The organism is Burkholderia sp. MSHR3999 (assembly GCF_000833595.1).
GTDB classification, from domain to species: Bacteria; Pseudomonadota; Gammaproteobacteria; order Burkholderiales; family Burkholderiaceae; genus Burkholderia; species Burkholderia ubonensis.
This window is the reverse complement of sequence record NZ_JRFO01000007.1, coordinates 1471132-1486311: the sequence shown is the minus strand read 5'-3', so window position 1 is coordinate 1486311 and position 15180 is coordinate 1471132. Positions and strand designations below refer to the sequence as shown.

Here is a 15180-nt window from a genome sequence, read left to right as displayed (position 1 = left end):
GGCCGTCGTTCGGGAGCGGGACACGCTATAGCGCCGGGTCGAGCGGCGTGATCCGGGCCAGCATCAACGTGTACTCTTCCGCCGCGATCTGGCGGAATTTCATTTTCACGACGGCTTCCGCCTGCTCCTGCGGCAACGCCGGGTCGGCTTTGGCAAACAGCAGGGTGGCCGCTGCCGCGACGATGGCTTCCGGGGTATCGAGCCGCGGCACCTGGGGCGGCGGCTCGGCCGGCGTGTCAGGCTGCGACGTGCCGTTGAGCGCCTGCACGAGCAGATAGATCGGCACGACGTCCGCTAGGCCGATCGGCAGCAAGTTCGCCGCGTTCGGACCGAAATGCCGGCGCACGATCGCTTGCGAGCCGAGCCGCAGCGTGAAGCGAAACGGAAATCCGGTGCGGATCGACAGCGTGACGGGATCGGCCGCGGCCATCTGCTCGATCGACGTGATGCCTTCCGCGTGCAGCGACGCGGTCACGGACTTCGTGACGCCGCTCAGGTTGAGCAGTTCGTCCGGCGGGTCTTCTTTCTTTTCAAGCTCGGTCACGTTTTTCGCGGCGAGCCGGCGAACCGTCTTCATGATCTGGTCGACCGGCAGGATCGTCAGCGTGAACGCGATCACGACATGCGGCGGGCTGCCGGCCGACGGCGCATATTCCGCGACGAGCGCGAGCGGTATCGCGAGGAAAAGCCGCAGCGAATACCAGTACACGTCGGATGCGTTGAGTGCGCGCCGCCGGATGCTCAGTACCGAATCGCTGACGACGAACATCAGCGCGCCGGCGATCGCCGAGACGATCAGCGGGGCGCTGAGTCCGAAAATGCAGGTCGCCTGGTCCGACGACGCGCACGCCCCCTGCGTACACAGCCACGTCGCGATCGCCGTGATCGCATACGTCACCGCCAGCAGAATGAGAAACGGCGGTGCGAAGGCCCACAGGCCGTACTGCTCGTGATAGATGTTCGCGAACAGGCGATCGCCCAGTGCCGGCCAGTATTCCGAGAACCTGTTCCAGCGGTCCGCATTGCCGATCGCCGTCGGCGTCTTGCGTTCCTGCCGCTCGGCGAACTGGATCGTCTGCAGCAGCCACTTCGACCAGAAACGCTTGAGGTAGGCATCGAGCGCGTCGTTCTTGAGGCTGTTCTGGAATTCGTCATAGCGCGCGTACCAGCCGAGGCACAGGAATGCGATCAGCGGCATGCCCACCAGTACGGTCGAAATCGCGCTGACCAGGATGATCGTGCCCGGCAGCCGCTCCCAGATGTTCCCGTCGGGAACCGGCTGATTGATCGCATGCGTCGCGATCAACGCACCTGTCGCGTTGATGAGAAGCAGGTAGATGACCAATGAAACGGCGCGGCCACGCGCCGTCCAGTGGCGCATTTGCACCGGTGGCCGCATCGGCGGCCGTGCTTCGAACGGGTTCGAGTTGTCCATATGCAAGCTCGCGAGTGATCGCGCCTGCTTCCGCGCGCGGTCCGGCGTGCGGAAGGCGGGCAAAAGTCACGCACCGACGGCGATCGGCGGGACGCGTTGCTTTGCTTCGATGGCGCGAATCAGGAACGAGGCAGCGGGATCAGCCTGACGGGGCGAGCAGATGCGATACGCGCACGCGCGATCCGTCTCGGAGCGGAGTGTATGCGGCAGTGTTCGATACGCCGAGAGACGATGACTTGTCCATGGCGGGTCCCCTCGGTGGAATGAATTTGTAAGACGTGGTTATCGTGGCGGCCATTCGTGCGACAGGCGCCGCGCATTTGATCCGTAGAGTCAAGCTAGGTCACGCACCCGAAATGTCAAGCAATGCAAGGATCGAGCGCGGGATTGCGCGGATATTGCCGGGTAATGAACGGGTTGGCCTGACGAATGCTTTCGTCGCGCGCGGGCTATTCGTCCGCTCTGCCGTTCCGGCGCGAATTCGGCGCCGCCGATCGCACATCCCGCTGATAGAACCCGGAAAATCGCTCGAGCTGACGCCGCGCATCTTCCGGATCGGCATCCGCGCCCAGCACCGCGCTCGAGAAGCCGGTGCGCTCCATCAGCAGCAACTGGTCGATCAGCACCTCGCCGGTCGCGCGCAGGTCGCCGGCGAACCCGAAGCGCTTGCGCAGCAGGTACGCCTGGCTGTATGCGCGGCCGTCGGTGAACGCCGGGAACTGCAGGTCGATGCGCGTCGCCTGCGCGATTCGCGCGGCATGCGGTTCGAGATCGTCGTCGTTCGCGATCGTCAGCGTCGCGTCGCGCGTTTCGTCATCGTGTTCGGCCGGCGTCAGCAGCCGGATGCGCTGGGGTTCGTTCATCATGCGTTCGCGACGAGATGCCGCGCGTGGTTGGCGGCGGCCTTGAAGGGTTCGGGGCCGATGCGGCGCACCGTGTCGATGAATGGCTCGCTGCGGCCGCCGACGTCGCGCCGCGCGTCGAGATAGGTGGCGACGAGCGCGTCGACGACGTCGACGATCTCGTCCGCGGAGAACGACGGGCCGATCACCTTGCCCGGCTGCGCGGGGCCGCTCGCGGCCGAGCCGTCGGAGCCGCCGAGCGTCACCTGGTACCACTCGGCGCCGTCCTTGTCGACGCCGAGGATGCCGATGTGGCCGCTGTGGTGATGGCCGCACGAATTGATGCAGCCGCTGATGTGCAGGTCGATGTCGCCGACGTCGTGCAGCTCGTCGAGATCCTGGAAGCGCTCGGCGATCGCGTCAGCGATCGGGATCGAGCGCGCGTTCGCGAGCGCGCAGAAGTCGCCGCCCGGGCACGCGATCATGTCGGTCAGCAGGCCGATGTTCGCGCTCGCGAGGCCGGCCTTGCGCGCGTCTTCCCAAAGCAGGAACAGGTCGTCGACGTGCACCCACGGCAGCACCGCGTTCTGCGCATGCGTGACGCGCGCCTCCCCGGCCGAGTAGCGCTCGGCGAGATCGGCGAGCGCGTCGAGCTGGTCCGGCGACGCATCGCCGGGCGCCTGCAGGCGCCGCTTGAACGACAGCGTGACGATCCGCAGCGCCGGGTCACGGTGCGCGGCGACGTTGCGTGCGAGCCAGCGCGCGAAGTCCGGATGCCGGTGCGCGTGTGCGGCGACGCGCGCGTTCGCGTCGTGCAGGTCGACGCGGCGCGGCTCGCGCGACGGCGGCACGAAGCACGCGGCGACACGGTCGAACTCGGCCTGCTGAATCGTATGCGGGCCGCCGTCATGCTCGACGATCTGGCGGAATTCCGCTTCGACGTCGTCGATGTAGCGCTGCCCCTCGGTCTTCACGAGGATCTTGATGCGCGCCTTGTACTTGTTGTCGCGGCGGCCGTAGCGGTTGTACACGCGCACGATCGCCTCGATGTAGTTCATCACGTGCCGCCACGGCAGGAACGCGCGCAGCAGCGTCGCGGTCATCGGCGTGCGGCCCATCCCGCCGCCGCCGCTCACGCGAAAGCCCAGTTCCCCCGCGTCGTCGCGCACGAGCTTCAGGCCGACGTCGTGCCAGTCGGTCGCCGCGCGATCCTCGATTGCGCCGGTGATCGCGATCTTGAACTTGCGCGGCAGGAACGCGAACTCGGGATGCAGCGTCGTCCATTGCCGCATCACTTCGGCGAACGGGCGCGGATCAGCGATCTCGTCCGGCGCCACGCCCGCGCGCTCGTCGCACGAGATGTTGCGGATGCAGTTGCCGCTCGTCTGGATGCCGTGCATGTCGACGGTCGCGAGCAGGTCCATCACGTCGGCCGCTTTCGACAGCGGAATCCAGTTGAACTGCACGTTGGTGCGGGTCGTGAAGTGCGCGTTGCGGGTCGGCAGGCGCGTCGTGCCGAGCAGGGCCTGCGCGTCGCAGGCGGCGCGGTAGGTTGCCGGGTCGGGCACGTCGTAGTCGCGCGCGATCCGGGCGAGCACGCGCAGCTGGGCGCTCGACAGCTCGCCGTAGGGCACGGCGGCGCGCAGCATCGGCGCGTGGCGCTGCACGTACCAGCCGTTCTGCAGGCGCAGCGGCCGGAACGCGTCTTCGCTCAGCGCGCCGCGCTGCCAGCGTTCGAGCTGGTCGCGAAACTGGGCCGCGCGGCTGCGGACGAGCGCGCGGTCGAATGCCGTATATCGATACATTGACGTCGGATGCGTGGAAAGCGGCGACGCGCGGGACGCTGGCCGCTTGTTGGGGAAGGCGCGACGGAAGGACAGGGTAGGGAAGGCGGGGCGGGCGAACAAGCAGCAGATGCGGGTGCAATCTGCGCAGCAGATGAAGACGGCGGCGCGCTCAACCCGCCTTGCGCACCGGAGGCTCCCCCGCCAGTTCGCCAAGCACGCGGATCGCGCGCTCGATCTCGCGGCTCCACGGATGGCCGAAATTCACGCGCACGCAGCGCTCGAAGCCGTGCGCCGCGGAAAACAGCGGCCCCGGCGCGAAGCTGATCCCGCGCGCGATCGCCTGCCGATGCAGCTCCATCGCATCGATCGCCTGCGGAAATTCGAGCCACAGAAAATACCCGCCGTCGGGCCGCACCCATTCGACGCCCTCGGGCAGCCAGCGCCGCAGCGCGTCGTCCATCCGTTCGAGCTGCCCTTGAAGCGCGCCGCGCAGCTTGCGCAGATGGCGGTCGTAGCCGCCGTGCTCGAGATAGTTCGCGATGCCGGCCTGCGCGGGAATGCTGGCCGACAGCGTCGTCATCAGCTTGAGCCGCTGCACCTTCTCCGCATGGCGGCCCGCGGCGGCCCAGCCGATCCGGTAGCCGGGCGCGAGCGTCTTCGAGAACGAGCTGCAGTGCATCACGCGGCCGTGCCTGTCGAACGCGCGCGCGGGCAGCGGATAGTCGGGGCCGAAGTGAAGCTCGCCATAGACGTCGTCCTCGATCAGCGGCACGTCGCGCGCCGCGAGCAGCTCGACGAGCGCGCGTTTTTTCTCGGCCGTCAGCGTGACGCCGGTCGGATTCTGGAAATTCGTCATGAACCAGCATGCGCGCACGTCGTGCCGGTCGAGCGCGTTCTCGAGCGCGACGAGGTCGAGCCCGGTGCGCGGGTCGACCGGAATTTCAACCGCTCGCAGGTCGAGCCGCTCGATCGCCTGCAGCGCCGCGTAGAAGCCGGGCGCTTCGACGGCCACCACGTCGCCGGGCCGCGTGACGGCCATCAGGCACAGGTTCAGTGCTTCGAGCGCGCCGTTCGTGACGACGATCTCGTCGACCGGCTGCGACACGCCCATCGCGAGATAGCGCAGCGCGATCTGGCGGCGCAGCTGCTCGTTGCCGGGCGGCAGGTCGACCACGGTGCTCCACGGGCTGACGAGGCGCGTCGCCTGCGCGATCGACTTCGCGAGGCGCGGCAGCGGAAACAGCTGCGGCGCCGGGAACGCGGAGCCCAGCGGCACGATGCCGGGCTGCGTCGCGGCGTCGAGCACCGAGAACACGAGGTCGCTGATGTCGACCTTGCGCGTCGCGGCGGCGCGGGGGGCGCGCCGCTTCGCGCTCGGGCTGGCGCCCGGCGCGACGTAGTAGCCGGAGCGCTCGCGTGCGCGGATCAGCCCCCACTGTTCGAGCAGGTAATACGCGCGAAACACCGTCGACTGGCTGACGCCGTGCTGCGCGATGATCTGGCGCAGCGACGGCAGGCGCGTGCCGACCGCGAGGTTGCCGTTGCGGATCTCGTCGGCGATCGTGTGGGCGAGGGTTTCGTAGCGTTTCATCGAACAGGACAGGAGCCGGGTGCGGCAAGCGGGCTCATTGTCCAATGGCTGTTGGCAAAAGGAAAGCTTGTCGGGCTGCTGCAGATGATCACCGCGATGCGCGCATCCGTCGCGCGCGCCGCCGATTGATATGTTGATAGGAAGATTGCGATCAGCGTGAATCCCGCACGCAACTGTCCCGGCCAATTGTGATTCGCTTGCGGGCACAACGAATCAGGATATCGAATTAAATCCGTATCGCGAATCATTCCATTTTCCAGGAAATAAACCGTAAAAATGAATGCGCATGCGGCGAGTGCTTATTGCGTGGGGATTCTTTTTATGGTCTTGTAGCAAGCTCAAGCTATCGCATCGACTAGAGAAAAAAGGACAGTCGAATGCAGCCAGGTGTTGCGGACACAGTCCGATTGTTCAGGGGAATCGGCGCGGGTTGGCGCGGGGTCAACGTAGCGTTGCGCACGATTCTCGTCATCTTGACGTTGGGGGTGGCGTGCCCGGCGGGCTTTGCCGCGCCGGAGTCCGCAAACGAAAGCGTGTTGCGCGTGCTCGCGTGGCCGGGTTACGCGGACAACGACGTCGTCAGCGCATTCGAAACGCGCTTCCATGTTCGTGTCGAAGTGACGCTCGTCGATTCCGACGAAGCGTTATGGTCGCGTATGCATAGCGCATCGCCGCCGCCTTATGACGTGCTCGCGGCGAACACCGCCGAGATCCAGCGCTATGCGAGCGACAATCTGCTCGCGCCGCTCGACCTGTCGCGGATACCGAACCGGCGGTTGCAGCTGCCGAACTTCCAGCACGTCGCGAACATCGGCGGGCTCACGCACGGCGCCGTGACATACGGAATTCCGTTTACGTATTCGTCGATGGGGCTGATCTACGACCGCAAGCAGATTCCGGTCGCGCCGCATTCGATGCTCGAGCTGTGGAACCCGCGCTATCGCGGCAAGGTGCTCGACTTCAACAGCGCGCAGCACAATTTCTCGTTCACCGCGCTGGCGCTCGGCTATGCCGATCCGTTCCACCTGTCGCCGGCGCAGACGCGCATCGTGGCGCGCAAGCTGATCGACCTGCGCCGCAACCTGCTGACCTATTACACGCTGCCCGAGGAGGCGACCGCGCTGTTCGTCCTGCATCGCGCGGCGCTGATGTTCGGCAACTACGGCACGCAGCAGGTCGAACTGCTGCGCCGCGCCGGCGCGGACGTCGGCTACGTGATTCCGGACGAAGGCGCGCTCGCGTGGCTCGACTGCTGGGCGATGACGCGCGGCGTCGAGCATCCGGAGCTGGCGCTCGCGTGGATCAACTACATGCTCGAGCCGGCGATCGGCTCGCTGCTCACGCAGCGCCAGGGGCTCGCGAATACGCTCACGCCGCCGCCGGGCCTCGACGCGGGCCGGCAGCATCTGGTGTGGATCCACCCGGTCGAGAACATCGCGCGCCGCGAAGCGCTGTGGAGCCGCATCGTGTCGGGCGACCGGCCGGAGCGTTTCGACAAATGATCAAGCTCGGCCTCACGTCGAAGCTGTCGGTGCTGCTTGCATGCATCGGCGTCATCGCGTCCGGCGCGACCGGCTATTACACGTACCGCGCGAATCGCGCGATGCTCGTGCAGGAGGCGCAGCACAGCCTGCTGATGTCGACGCAGCTGCTCGGGCAGCGCTTTACCGCCGCGCTCGGCGACGTCGCCGACGACGCGCTGGTGCTCGCGACGATGCCGTCGTCGCCGGACGTCGCGAGCGGCAACGAGGCGGGCGACGGGCAGCGCCTGCGGCTCGAGCAGGTGTACTACAGTTTCATGACGCATCATCCGGAATACATGCAGATCCGCCTGATCGCGCGCGCGCACTACGGGATCGAGCGGATTCGCGTCGATCGCGATGCGCGCGGCGTCGTGGTGCTGCCGGGGAGCGCATTGCAGGAGAAAGGGCAGTTTTCCTACGTATTCGATACGCTGTCGACCGCACCGGGTCACGTCTACCTGTCGCCGATCGCGATCAACCACGAGATCGGCTCGCACGCCGCCGAAGGGCAGCCGATCCTGCGCGTCGGCACGCCGGTCGTCGACGCGCTCGGCGAGACGGTCGGCGCGCTCGTGATCGACATCGACCTGACGCGCGTGTTTGCGCGGCTCGAGCGCGACCTGCCGGAAAGCTATCTCGTGTATCTCGCGAACGAGTGGGGGGATTTCCTGGTTCATCCCGATCCCGCGCAGGCGTTCGGCTTCGACCGCGGGCGGCGCGTGCTGATGCAGGACAGCTTCCCGGTCACGCGTCCGCTGTTCGACGAGGCGCGCACGCATGCGACGATCAACGGCCTCGCGGATCCCGAGCAGGCGATCGGGCAGATGCTCGCGTTCGCGCGCACGCCGTTCAGCCGTGGCGAAGGCAACCGCTTCGTCGTGCTCGGGCTCGCCCGGCCGCTGTCGGAGGTGCTGGCGCCGGCCGGCATGCTCGGCGAGCGGATCGTGCGGATGGTGCTGATCTCGAGCGTGCTCGCGGTGATCCTGGCGATCCTGTTCGCGCGCGCGATCACGCGGCCGCTGCAGGCGCTCGCGCGCGCGGCGATGCACGTGTTCGACGATCCCGCGGCCGAGCGGCTGCCGGTCGGGCGCTCGGACGAGATCGGCATTCTCGCGCGCTGCTTCGACTGCATGCGCGTGGAGATTCGCACGCAGGTGACGATGCTGCGCGCGAAGCAGCAGGAACTCACCCATCTCGCCGGGCACGACGTGCTCACGGGCCTGCCGAACCGGATGCTGTTCATGGAGCGGCTCGACGGCGCGATCCGTCACGCGGCGTCGACGAACGAAGGGCTCGCGATAATGTTCGTCGATCTCGACCGCTTCAAGCAGATCAACGATCAGCTCGGGCATTCGGCCGGCGACCGCACGCTCGTCGCGGTGGCGAAGCGCCTGAACCTGGTGCTGCGCAGCGGCGACATGGCCGCGCGGCTCGGCGGCGACGAGTTCATCGTGCTGATCGCCGGGGTGCGCTCGCCGGGGCTGGTCGGCGACATCGCGTCGCGCATCCAGGCCGTGATGGCCGAGGAGCTGGAGTTCGGCGAGCGGCGCATGGCGGTGGGCGCGAGCATCGGCGTGAGCGAGTATCCGGTCGACGGCGCGTCGGCCGAGGAACTGCTGGTCAAGGCGGATGCCGCGATGTACGCGGCGAAGGCGTCGGCGCAGTGCGAGTACGTGCGCTACCAGGATCTGGTCGCCGGCGCATGCGCGGATGGCGCGCGGCATGTGCCTTCGTAGGCGCCGCCAATGCGACGAGCCCGTCGTCGGACGGGCTCGTCGCGGGAGCGGGGCTGCGCACCGGGCGCGCAGCGACGGACTTAGTGGCCGAAGTAGACCGAGTCGCGCGGGTTGCGTGCGTTGATCGCCGGGGCGCCGCCCTGGACGACCGGTGCGGCCTGCGCGCCGTAGCCGGTGCTGTCGGCGCCCTGCACGCGGGCTTGCGCGGCCAGGATGTCGTCCGGGTAGTGCGGGCTCGCGACGCTCGGCTTGTAGCCGGCCTGCTCGAGCTGGACCAGTTCGTTGCGCACTTGCGCGCGGGTTACGGTGCTTTGCGCGAATGCGCCGAACGAGGCGGACAGGGCGGCGGCGGCAACGACTGCGGTGATGAGCGATTTCATGATGACCTCCGATGTTTGTCTGGCTTTCCGCGTTCGACACCATGTCGTAAGCGGTTGAGTACATCGTAGGCGTCGGAGGATTCAGGGTAAACGCGAGTTTTGGCGAAAGATAGTTACACGTAAGTCAATAATTTCGAGAAAAATCCCGTCTGTCCCTAATGATTGGGGCGCGTTTTGCAATGGATCGGGGCAGGCGGCGCGGCCAGGGTGACGCGGCGGGTCAGACGCTGTCGGCGTCGTCGATTTCCTTGCGCTCGCGGCGCTCCTCGTTGCCGCGGCGCGCCCGCAGGCGCTGGCGTGACAGCACGGCGATCACCTGCTGGGTGGGGGCGCCGGAAGGGAGCTCGTTGCGGATGCGGTCGGCCACCATCGGCAGGCCCGCGCGCTGCCGGCGCAGCGCCTTCGCGATTGCCCGGCGGCATTCGTCCCCGTGGCAGTCCCATTCGTCACGGATTCTCTGGCAATAACGGCATGTGTCCATGGCGGACAGTCTAACGCGTCTTGCGTTGCCGCGACCCCGGCAGACAAAGGGTCGAGAATCCGCGACGTGTTCCGCATGCGCTCATGCTCCCAGCTCGGGCTGGCGCGTGTCGGGCGGCGCGGCGAGGGTGTCGGCGGCCGCTTGCGGCGCTTTCGCGTTTTCGCGCCTTTCAAGGAAATGCATCGCCAGCGCGGTGATCGTCAGCAACGCGAACGCGGCGGGGCCCGTCATCGCGGCATGGCTGATCTGCAGCAGGTATCCCGCGGCTGCAAGCATGAGGCCGAGCACCACGGCGGCCCGCGTGCGCCGGCGCAGCCAGCGTTCGAGCCCGACGAACGCCGTCGCGAAAAACGCCGCCCACGACCCGGTCAGGCTGATGAACGACCCGACACCGCCCGTCCAGCGGTCGACCCAGAAGTTGTTCAGCAGCGTCGCGATGGCCGTGTGCTGGTCGGGCGTCATCTGCGCGGCGATCTGCAGCAAGCGGCCGAGCCCGATGCCGCCGACTGCGTCGAGCACCGTGTAGGCAACCAGGAAAACGAAGGTCGACAGGCGCGCGAGCCATGCGACCGGGCCCGGATCGTCGCCGACGAGCAGCCAGAGCCCGATGCAGACGAGCACGACGCACGGCGTCTGGATCATGTGCAGCGCAAACCACCATGCGGGGCCGAAATACGCCAGCGCGGCGTGGTTGTGATCGTATTCGGGCTTCGACAGGTAATCGAACATGCCGGGGTCATGCGTGAATCCGGCGGGATGAAACAGTTCGATCGTCGCCAGCACGAGCGGCGCAATGAAAAGGCACAGCCACCACAGCACGGCCCGGGTTGTCCGGTTCATGTTCGGCTCCTGAATGGCTCATGAATCGCATCGACGACGAACCGCGCGCGGCGCGCGGGCCAGCACGTGTGCGATATCGGTCAAGGGATGAAAAATAATCGAACGAACGGCATGTTCCATTCGATCTCAGTCAGCATAGGACACGCGCAAGCGAATGTTAAGAAGTCATCTCGCGCCGATATTGGAATGCTATATGACCTTGAAATTAACTGATCTATTTTCCGGTGCGATTGGAATGTTTGTTATAAGCGATGCGTGAACGCTCCAATCCTCTCCAATGGTGACGGATGGATAAGTTGTTTTCCATTCGCCATCGGCGTCGATCATCAATTTCCATTCGCCATCCGTCACGATTTTTCCCGCTTTCATGAGGCGAACCTGAACCTTGTGGTCGGCAGGGCCCGAGCCCCGGATGCGCAGTGCTCCTGGAGCAACGATCTCGTTTTCCGCGGGATGTGCGATTTCAAAAGGTTGAGACATTATCGGCTCCTGTTTGGTCGTCCATGAAATGCTGGCCTGTCCCGTGTATTTGCTGCCAATGGAGTATTGTCGTCGCGGAAATTTTTGGCAAGCAAGCTGCCTGACTTATCAGGTGTGCCGTCGTGTTTGTCTGGAGGATTTTTGATGGAAGAGGATGGTCGTTTCGTTTTTCGGCGTGGATTATTTATCAATGCCAGCATGATCGGGGGACGCATTCCATGTCTGGAAATCGACCCGTCGACGCGCGTCGCCGCAAGACGCGGAAACCATTCGCTACGCCGCCCGCCGGCGGGTGGCGCGCGTGATGCCGCGCAACCCGCACGCCGCTTGCTTATCGTTCGCGGCGCTTCTTGCTCATCACGATCGTCTCGAACAGCTCGTACTGCGCGGTCGGCTGCTGGTCCGCGCCCGGCGCATGGTAGTAGCGCATCGTGATCGTCGTGTCGCCGCCCGGCGTGCCCGGATCGTGGTCGAACACCGCGATCCCGTAGCCGGTGCCCGTATCGCGGCGCGCGGACCAGATCGCGTCCTCGAGTGCGTCGGCCGGCTTGCGCACGAACGTGTTCGGCGCCGCGCCCGGCACCGGCCGGTTCGGCTTGGTGAACACCTTCGCCTGCGCGAAGCCCGTCGCGGGGTTTTCGCCGTATACGTCGAGCGGCGCGCTGGTGCCGCCGCCGCCGAGGATCAGGTGGATCGTCCCGTGGCTCGTGTCGAACGTCGCGCGTGCCGGATCGGCCGGCACGGCCGGACGCGGCTGCAGCGTGTCGACCACTTCGCCCGTCGCGGCGTCGACGCCCGCGCGGTGGTTGCAGCCGCGCACCGGGTAGCTGCGCTCGTAGTCGTGATCGTGGCCGCACAGCACGAGATCGACGCCGTAGCGGTCGAACAGCGGCAGCCACGCTTCGCGGATGCCCTTGTCCGAGCCGTTGCCGGTCTTCGACGAGCTCAGCGCGTCCTGGTGCATCTGCACGACGATCCAGTCGATGCCGTCGTCCTTCGACGCGTGGTGCAGCGTGCGTTCGAGCCAGCGGGTCTGCTCGCCGCGGCTGTAGCCGCGGATGTAGAACGACGTGCCCGGCTCGATCGGCGGATGGCCGGTGCTCGCCGCGGGTGCGAGCGGGTTCGGGCCGGCGACGAACGCGCCCGCGTCCTGGTAGACCACGTCGTCCGCGTCGAGCGAGACGAACAGCACCGAGCTCACGCGGAAGCTGTACCAGCGGCCCGGAAAGTGCGTGCCGTTCCCGGGCAGCTCGTAGCGCGCGAGATACGAATCGAAGCCCTGCGGGCCGTTGTTGAATTCGACTTCGTGGTTGCCGGGGCACGGCATCCACGGGCGATTCGCGGCCGACGTCTGGTTGTTGTTGCCGAAGTCGCGCCACACCTCGGGCTGGTGCGCCGGGTTCAGGTTCGCGTAGCACAGGTCGCCGTTCAGCAGGTGGAACAGCGGCTGGAATTGCTCGACCGCCTGCACCGCGAAGCGGCTTTGCGGCGACGACAGCACCCATGCGCCGTTCGGCGTCGCGAGATCGCCGTAGCTCGTGAAGCGGAACGGCGCGCGGCCGCGCGGCGCGGTCGTGAAGCTCGCGGTGAACGGTTGCGCGGCGTTGCCGTCGTTGTCGGCCGTGAGCACGTACTGGTAGCGGGTGCCGGGCTTGAGGCCGTGCACGCGCGCGTGATAGGTGAACACCGTCTCGCCGTTGAGGCCGTCCGTATACAGGCGCTGCACGCCGTGCACGACGCGCGGATGCTCGCCGTCGGCGCTGATCCGCGCGCGCGGATTGACCGCCGGCGCGAGCGACGCCCACGAGATCACGACTTCCGATGCCGGGTCGTCGCCCCACGTCAGGTGGATCTGCTCGGGCGTGCCGTCCGGGCTCGACGCCGCGGCCTTGCCGGCTGCCGCGAGGCCGCCCGCCGCGGTCGCGAGGCCGGACACGCCGGCGAGTTTCAGGAAGCCGCGGCGCGAGACGGCGGCGACCGGTTCGTTGTGTTGATCGGGGGCGTTGTCCTGGTTCGACATGGTCGGGATTCTCGGTGAAAGGAGCACGAGGACGGGAAGCGGCCCAGTCCGCGCAACACGGGCTGGCGCATGCGTGGGCCGGAAACGAGCGGGATCCCGGCGACACGCATTGTTGACGGGGAGTTTTGCCGCGTTGTGACAGTGGGGCGGCGGCCTACGTGCCCGTCCGGCCTCCAGCAGCCGAAAGCGCTTTTCGCATTGCGGAATCCACTTCGAATTCCCGCGTCACCGCCTTTTCATCGACTGAAAACATGTTTTGCATCGCAAAAGCTGCCGCTTATATCATTGAAAAATAAGCGAAATTTATATCTTATGTCTTATATAAGACTTCGCCGCAATGCAGCGAAGCAGCGCTACCATTTGGTCATGCAGTTCGCTTCGACAGACGAGGCGGGCACGCTGAACCCTTTACCCAAATGCGCTTCGTTCCCAGGAGATAGACATGTCCCAATATCAAGACGACATCAAGGCAGTTGCTGGTTTGAAAGAGAACCACGGCAGCGCCTGGAATGCCATCAACCCCGAGTATGCCGCCCGCATGCGCGCCCAGAACAAGTTCAAGACGGGCCTGGACATCGCCAAGTACACCGCCAAGATCATGCGCGCCGACATGGCCGCCTACGATGCGGACCCGTCGAAGTACACGCAGTCGCTCGGCTGCTGGCACGGCTTCATCGGCCAGCAGAAGATGATCTCCATCAAGAAGCACTTCAACAGCACCGAGCGCCGCTACCTTTACCTGTCCGGCTGGATGGTGGCCGCGCTGCGCTCGGAGTTCGGCCCGCTGCCGGACCAGTCGATGCACGAAAAGACCGCCGTCAGCGCGCTGATCCGCGAGCTGTACACGTTCCTGCGCCAGGCCGACGCCCGCGAACTGGGCGGCCTGTTCCGCGAGCTGGACGCAGCCGTTGACCCCGCCGCCAAGGCCGCCATCCAGGAAAAGATCGACAACCACGTCACCCACGTCGTGCCGATCATCGCCGACATCGACGCGGGTTTCGGCAACGCCGAAGCCACGTACCTGCTGGCCAAGCAGTTCATCGAAGCGGGCGCATGCTGCATCCAGATCGAAAACCAGGTGTCCGACGAGAAGCAGTGCGGCCACCAGGACGGCAAGGTCACCGTGCCGCACGAGGACTTCCTGGCCAAGATCCGCGCGATCCGCTACGCGTTCCTGGAGCTGGGCGTGGACGACGGCATCATCGTGGCCCGTACCGACTCGCTGGGCGCCGGCCTGACCAAGCAGATCGCCGTGACCAACACGCCGGGCGACCTGGGCGACCAATACAACGCGTTCCTCGATTGCGAAGAACTGTCGGCCGACCAACTGGGCAATGGTGACGTCGTCATCAAGCGCGACGGCAAGCTGCTGCGTCCGAAGCGCCTGCCCAGCAACCTGTTCCAGTTCCGCGCCGGCACGGGCGAAGCGCGCTGCGTGCTGGATTGCATCACGTCGCTGCAAAACGGCGCCGACCTGCTGTGGATCGAAACCGAAAAGCCGCATATCGCGCAGATCGGCGGCATGGTCAGCGAGATCCGCAAGGTCATCCCGAACGCCAAGCTGGTGTACAACAACAGCCCGTCGTTCAACTGGACGCTGAATTTCCGCCAGCAGGCGTATGACGCGATGAAGGCCGCGGGCAAGGATGTGTCGGCGTACGACCGCGCGCAACTGATGAGCGTGGAATACGACCAGTCGGAACTGGCCGCGCTCGCCGACGAGAAGATTCGCACGTTCCAGGCCGATGCATCGCGCGAAGCAGGCATCTTCCACCACCTGATCACGCTGCCGACGTACCACACCGCCGCGCTGTCGACCGACAACCTGGCGAAGGAATACTTCGGCGACCAGGGCATGCTGGGCTACGTGGCCGGCGTGCAGCGCAAGGAAATCCGTCAGGGCATCGCGTGCGTCAAGCACCAGAACATGTCCGGCTCGGACATCGGCGACGACCACAAGGAATACTTCAGCGGCGAAGCGGCGCTGAAGGCGGCGGGTAAGGACAACACCATGAATCAGTTCTCCTGATACCGGTCATACCCAGAGCAAAACGCCAACCCATGA

The 15180-nt window shown here is 66.1% G+C and carries 13 protein-coding genes; 3 read left to right on the top strand and 10 right to left on the bottom strand.

From position 1 onward, the window contains the following. Window positions 1-25 precede the first annotated feature (25 nt). The 5 genes from KY49_RS30040 to KY49_RS37845 form a co-directional block, all read right to left on the bottom strand. Window positions 26-1435 carry a membrane protein gene (locus KY49_RS30040; RefSeq protein WP_042587966.1) on the bottom strand — a complete coding sequence of 470 codons (1410 nt, stop codon included), beginning with the start codon at window positions 1433-1435 and terminating at the stop codon, window positions 26-28. A gap of 449 nt (window positions 1436-1884) precedes the next feature. Then, a complete protein-coding gene (locus KY49_RS30035) occupies window positions 1885-2298 on the bottom strand; it encodes a DUF934 domain-containing protein (protein WP_042588848.1) in 414 nt (137 codons plus the stop codon). After that, the gene (locus KY49_RS30030; RefSeq protein WP_042587965.1) at window positions 2298-4082 is read right to left on the bottom strand and encodes a nitrite/sulfite reductase; all 1785 of its coding nucleotides are present in this window, start codon (window positions 4080-4082) and stop codon (window positions 2298-2300) included. The genes KY49_RS30035 and KY49_RS30030 overlap by 1 nt, the downstream gene beginning before the upstream one ends. A 151-nt stretch (window positions 4083-4233) precedes the next feature. After that, complete coding sequence (locus KY49_RS30025) at window positions 4234-5655, bottom strand: aminotransferase-like domain-containing protein (RefSeq protein ID WP_042587964.1); 1422 nt, start codon at window positions 5653-5655, stop codon at window positions 4234-4236. Then, complete coding sequence (locus KY49_RS37845) at window positions 5652-5903, bottom strand: hypothetical protein (protein WP_156162638.1); 252 nt, start codon at window positions 5901-5903, stop codon at window positions 5652-5654. The genes KY49_RS30025 and KY49_RS37845 overlap by 4 nt, the downstream gene beginning before the upstream one ends. Before the next feature lie 129 nt (window positions 5904-6032). Here KY49_RS37845 and KY49_RS30020 point away from each other — a divergent pair, with 129 nt between their 5' ends. Together KY49_RS30020 and KY49_RS30015 are read left to right on the top strand one after the other, a co-directional pair. Continuing rightward, window positions 6033-7157 (top strand): ABC transporter substrate-binding protein, encoded by a 1125-nt coding sequence (locus KY49_RS30020; protein WP_042587963.1) that lies wholly within the window; start codon window positions 6033-6035, stop codon window positions 7155-7157. Beyond that, window positions 7154-8914, top strand: coding sequence for a diguanylate cyclase domain-containing protein (locus tag KY49_RS30015; protein ID WP_042587962.1), 1761 nt, complete (start codon window positions 7154-7156; stop codon window positions 8912-8914). Before KY49_RS30020 ends, KY49_RS30015 begins: the two co-directional genes overlap by 4 nt. Window positions 8915-8994: 80 nt before the next feature. On the opposite strand, the gene KY49_RS30010 is transcribed toward KY49_RS30015, so the two are convergent. From KY49_RS30010 to KY49_RS29995, 5 genes are all read right to left on the bottom strand, one after another. Next, window positions 8995-9294, bottom strand: a complete 300-nt coding sequence (locus KY49_RS30010; RefSeq protein WP_042587961.1) for a DUF4148 domain-containing protein — start codon at window positions 9292-9294, stop codon at window positions 8995-8997. 220 nt (window positions 9295-9514) lie between these two features. Further along, window positions 9515-9775: a hypothetical protein gene (locus tag KY49_RS30005; RefSeq protein ID WP_010094057.1), complete on the bottom strand. Its 261-nt coding sequence runs from the start codon at window positions 9773-9775 to the stop codon at window positions 9515-9517. Between the two features lie 81 nt (window positions 9776-9856). Continuing rightward, on the bottom strand, window positions 9857-10615 hold the full coding sequence (locus KY49_RS30000; RefSeq protein WP_042587960.1) for a hypothetical protein: 759 nt from the start codon (window positions 10613-10615) through the stop codon (window positions 9857-9859). A 189-nt stretch (window positions 10616-10804) separates the two neighbouring features. Then, on the bottom strand, window positions 10805-11095 hold the full coding sequence (locus KY49_RS37840) for a hypothetical protein (protein ID WP_143134536.1): 291 nt from the start codon (window positions 11093-11095) through the stop codon (window positions 10805-10807). A 331-nt stretch (window positions 11096-11426) separates the two neighbouring features. Then, complete coding sequence (locus KY49_RS29995) at window positions 11427-13115, bottom strand: purple acid phosphatase family protein (RefSeq protein WP_042587959.1); 1689 nt, start codon at window positions 13113-13115, stop codon at window positions 11427-11429. 442 nt (window positions 13116-13557) lie between these two features. Here KY49_RS29995 and KY49_RS29990 point away from each other — a divergent pair, with 442 nt between their 5' ends. Then, entirely contained in the window at window positions 13558-15144 is a 1587-nt protein-coding gene (locus KY49_RS29990; protein WP_042587958.1) for an isocitrate lyase, read from the top strand. Window positions 15145-15180 lie beyond the last annotated feature (36 nt).

Excerpts from the sequence above, each read along its gene's own strand:
- KY49_RS30035 (WP_042588848.1), bottom strand. The coding sequence starts at position 2,298 with ATGAACGAACCCCAGCGCATCCGGCTGCTGACGCCGGCCGAACACGAT.
- KY49_RS30005 (WP_010094057.1), bottom strand. The coding sequence starts at position 9,775 with ATGGACACATGCCGTTATTGCCAGAGAATCCGTGACGAATGGGACTGC.
- KY49_RS30040 (WP_042587966.1), bottom strand. The coding sequence starts at position 1,435 with ATGGACAACTCGAACCCGTTCGAAGCACGGCCGCCGATGCGGCCACCG.
- KY49_RS29995 (WP_042587959.1), bottom strand. The coding sequence starts at position 13,115 with ATGTCGAACCAGGACAACGCCCCCGATCAACACAACGAACCGGTCGCC.
- KY49_RS30030 (WP_042587965.1), bottom strand. The coding sequence starts at position 4,082 with ATGTATCGATATACGGCATTCGACCGCGCGCTCGTCCGCAGCCGCGCG.
- KY49_RS37840 (WP_143134536.1), bottom strand. The coding sequence starts at position 11,095 with ATGTCTCAACCTTTTGAAATCGCACATCCCGCGGAAAACGAGATCGTT.
- KY49_RS30025 (WP_042587964.1), bottom strand. The coding sequence starts at position 5,655 with ATGAAACGCTACGAAACCCTCGCCCACACGATCGCCGACGAGATCCGC.
- KY49_RS30015 (WP_042587962.1), top strand. The coding sequence starts at position 7,154 with ATGATCAAGCTCGGCCTCACGTCGAAGCTGTCGGTGCTGCTTGCATGC.
- KY49_RS30010 (WP_042587961.1), bottom strand. The coding sequence starts at position 9,294 with ATGAAATCGCTCATCACCGCAGTCGTTGCCGCCGCCGCCCTGTCCGCC.
- KY49_RS30000 (WP_042587960.1), bottom strand. The coding sequence starts at position 10,615 with ATGAACCGGACAACCCGGGCCGTGCTGTGGTGGCTGTGCCTTTTCATT.
- KY49_RS30020 (WP_042587963.1), top strand. The coding sequence starts at position 6,033 with ATGCAGCCAGGTGTTGCGGACACAGTCCGATTGTTCAGGGGAATCGGC.
- KY49_RS29990 (WP_042587958.1), top strand. The coding sequence starts at position 13,558 with ATGTCCCAATATCAAGACGACATCAAGGCAGTTGCTGGTTTGAAAGAG.
- KY49_RS37845 (WP_156162638.1), bottom strand. The coding sequence starts at position 5,903 with ATGATTCGCGATACGGATTTAATTCGATATCCTGATTCGTTGTGCCCG.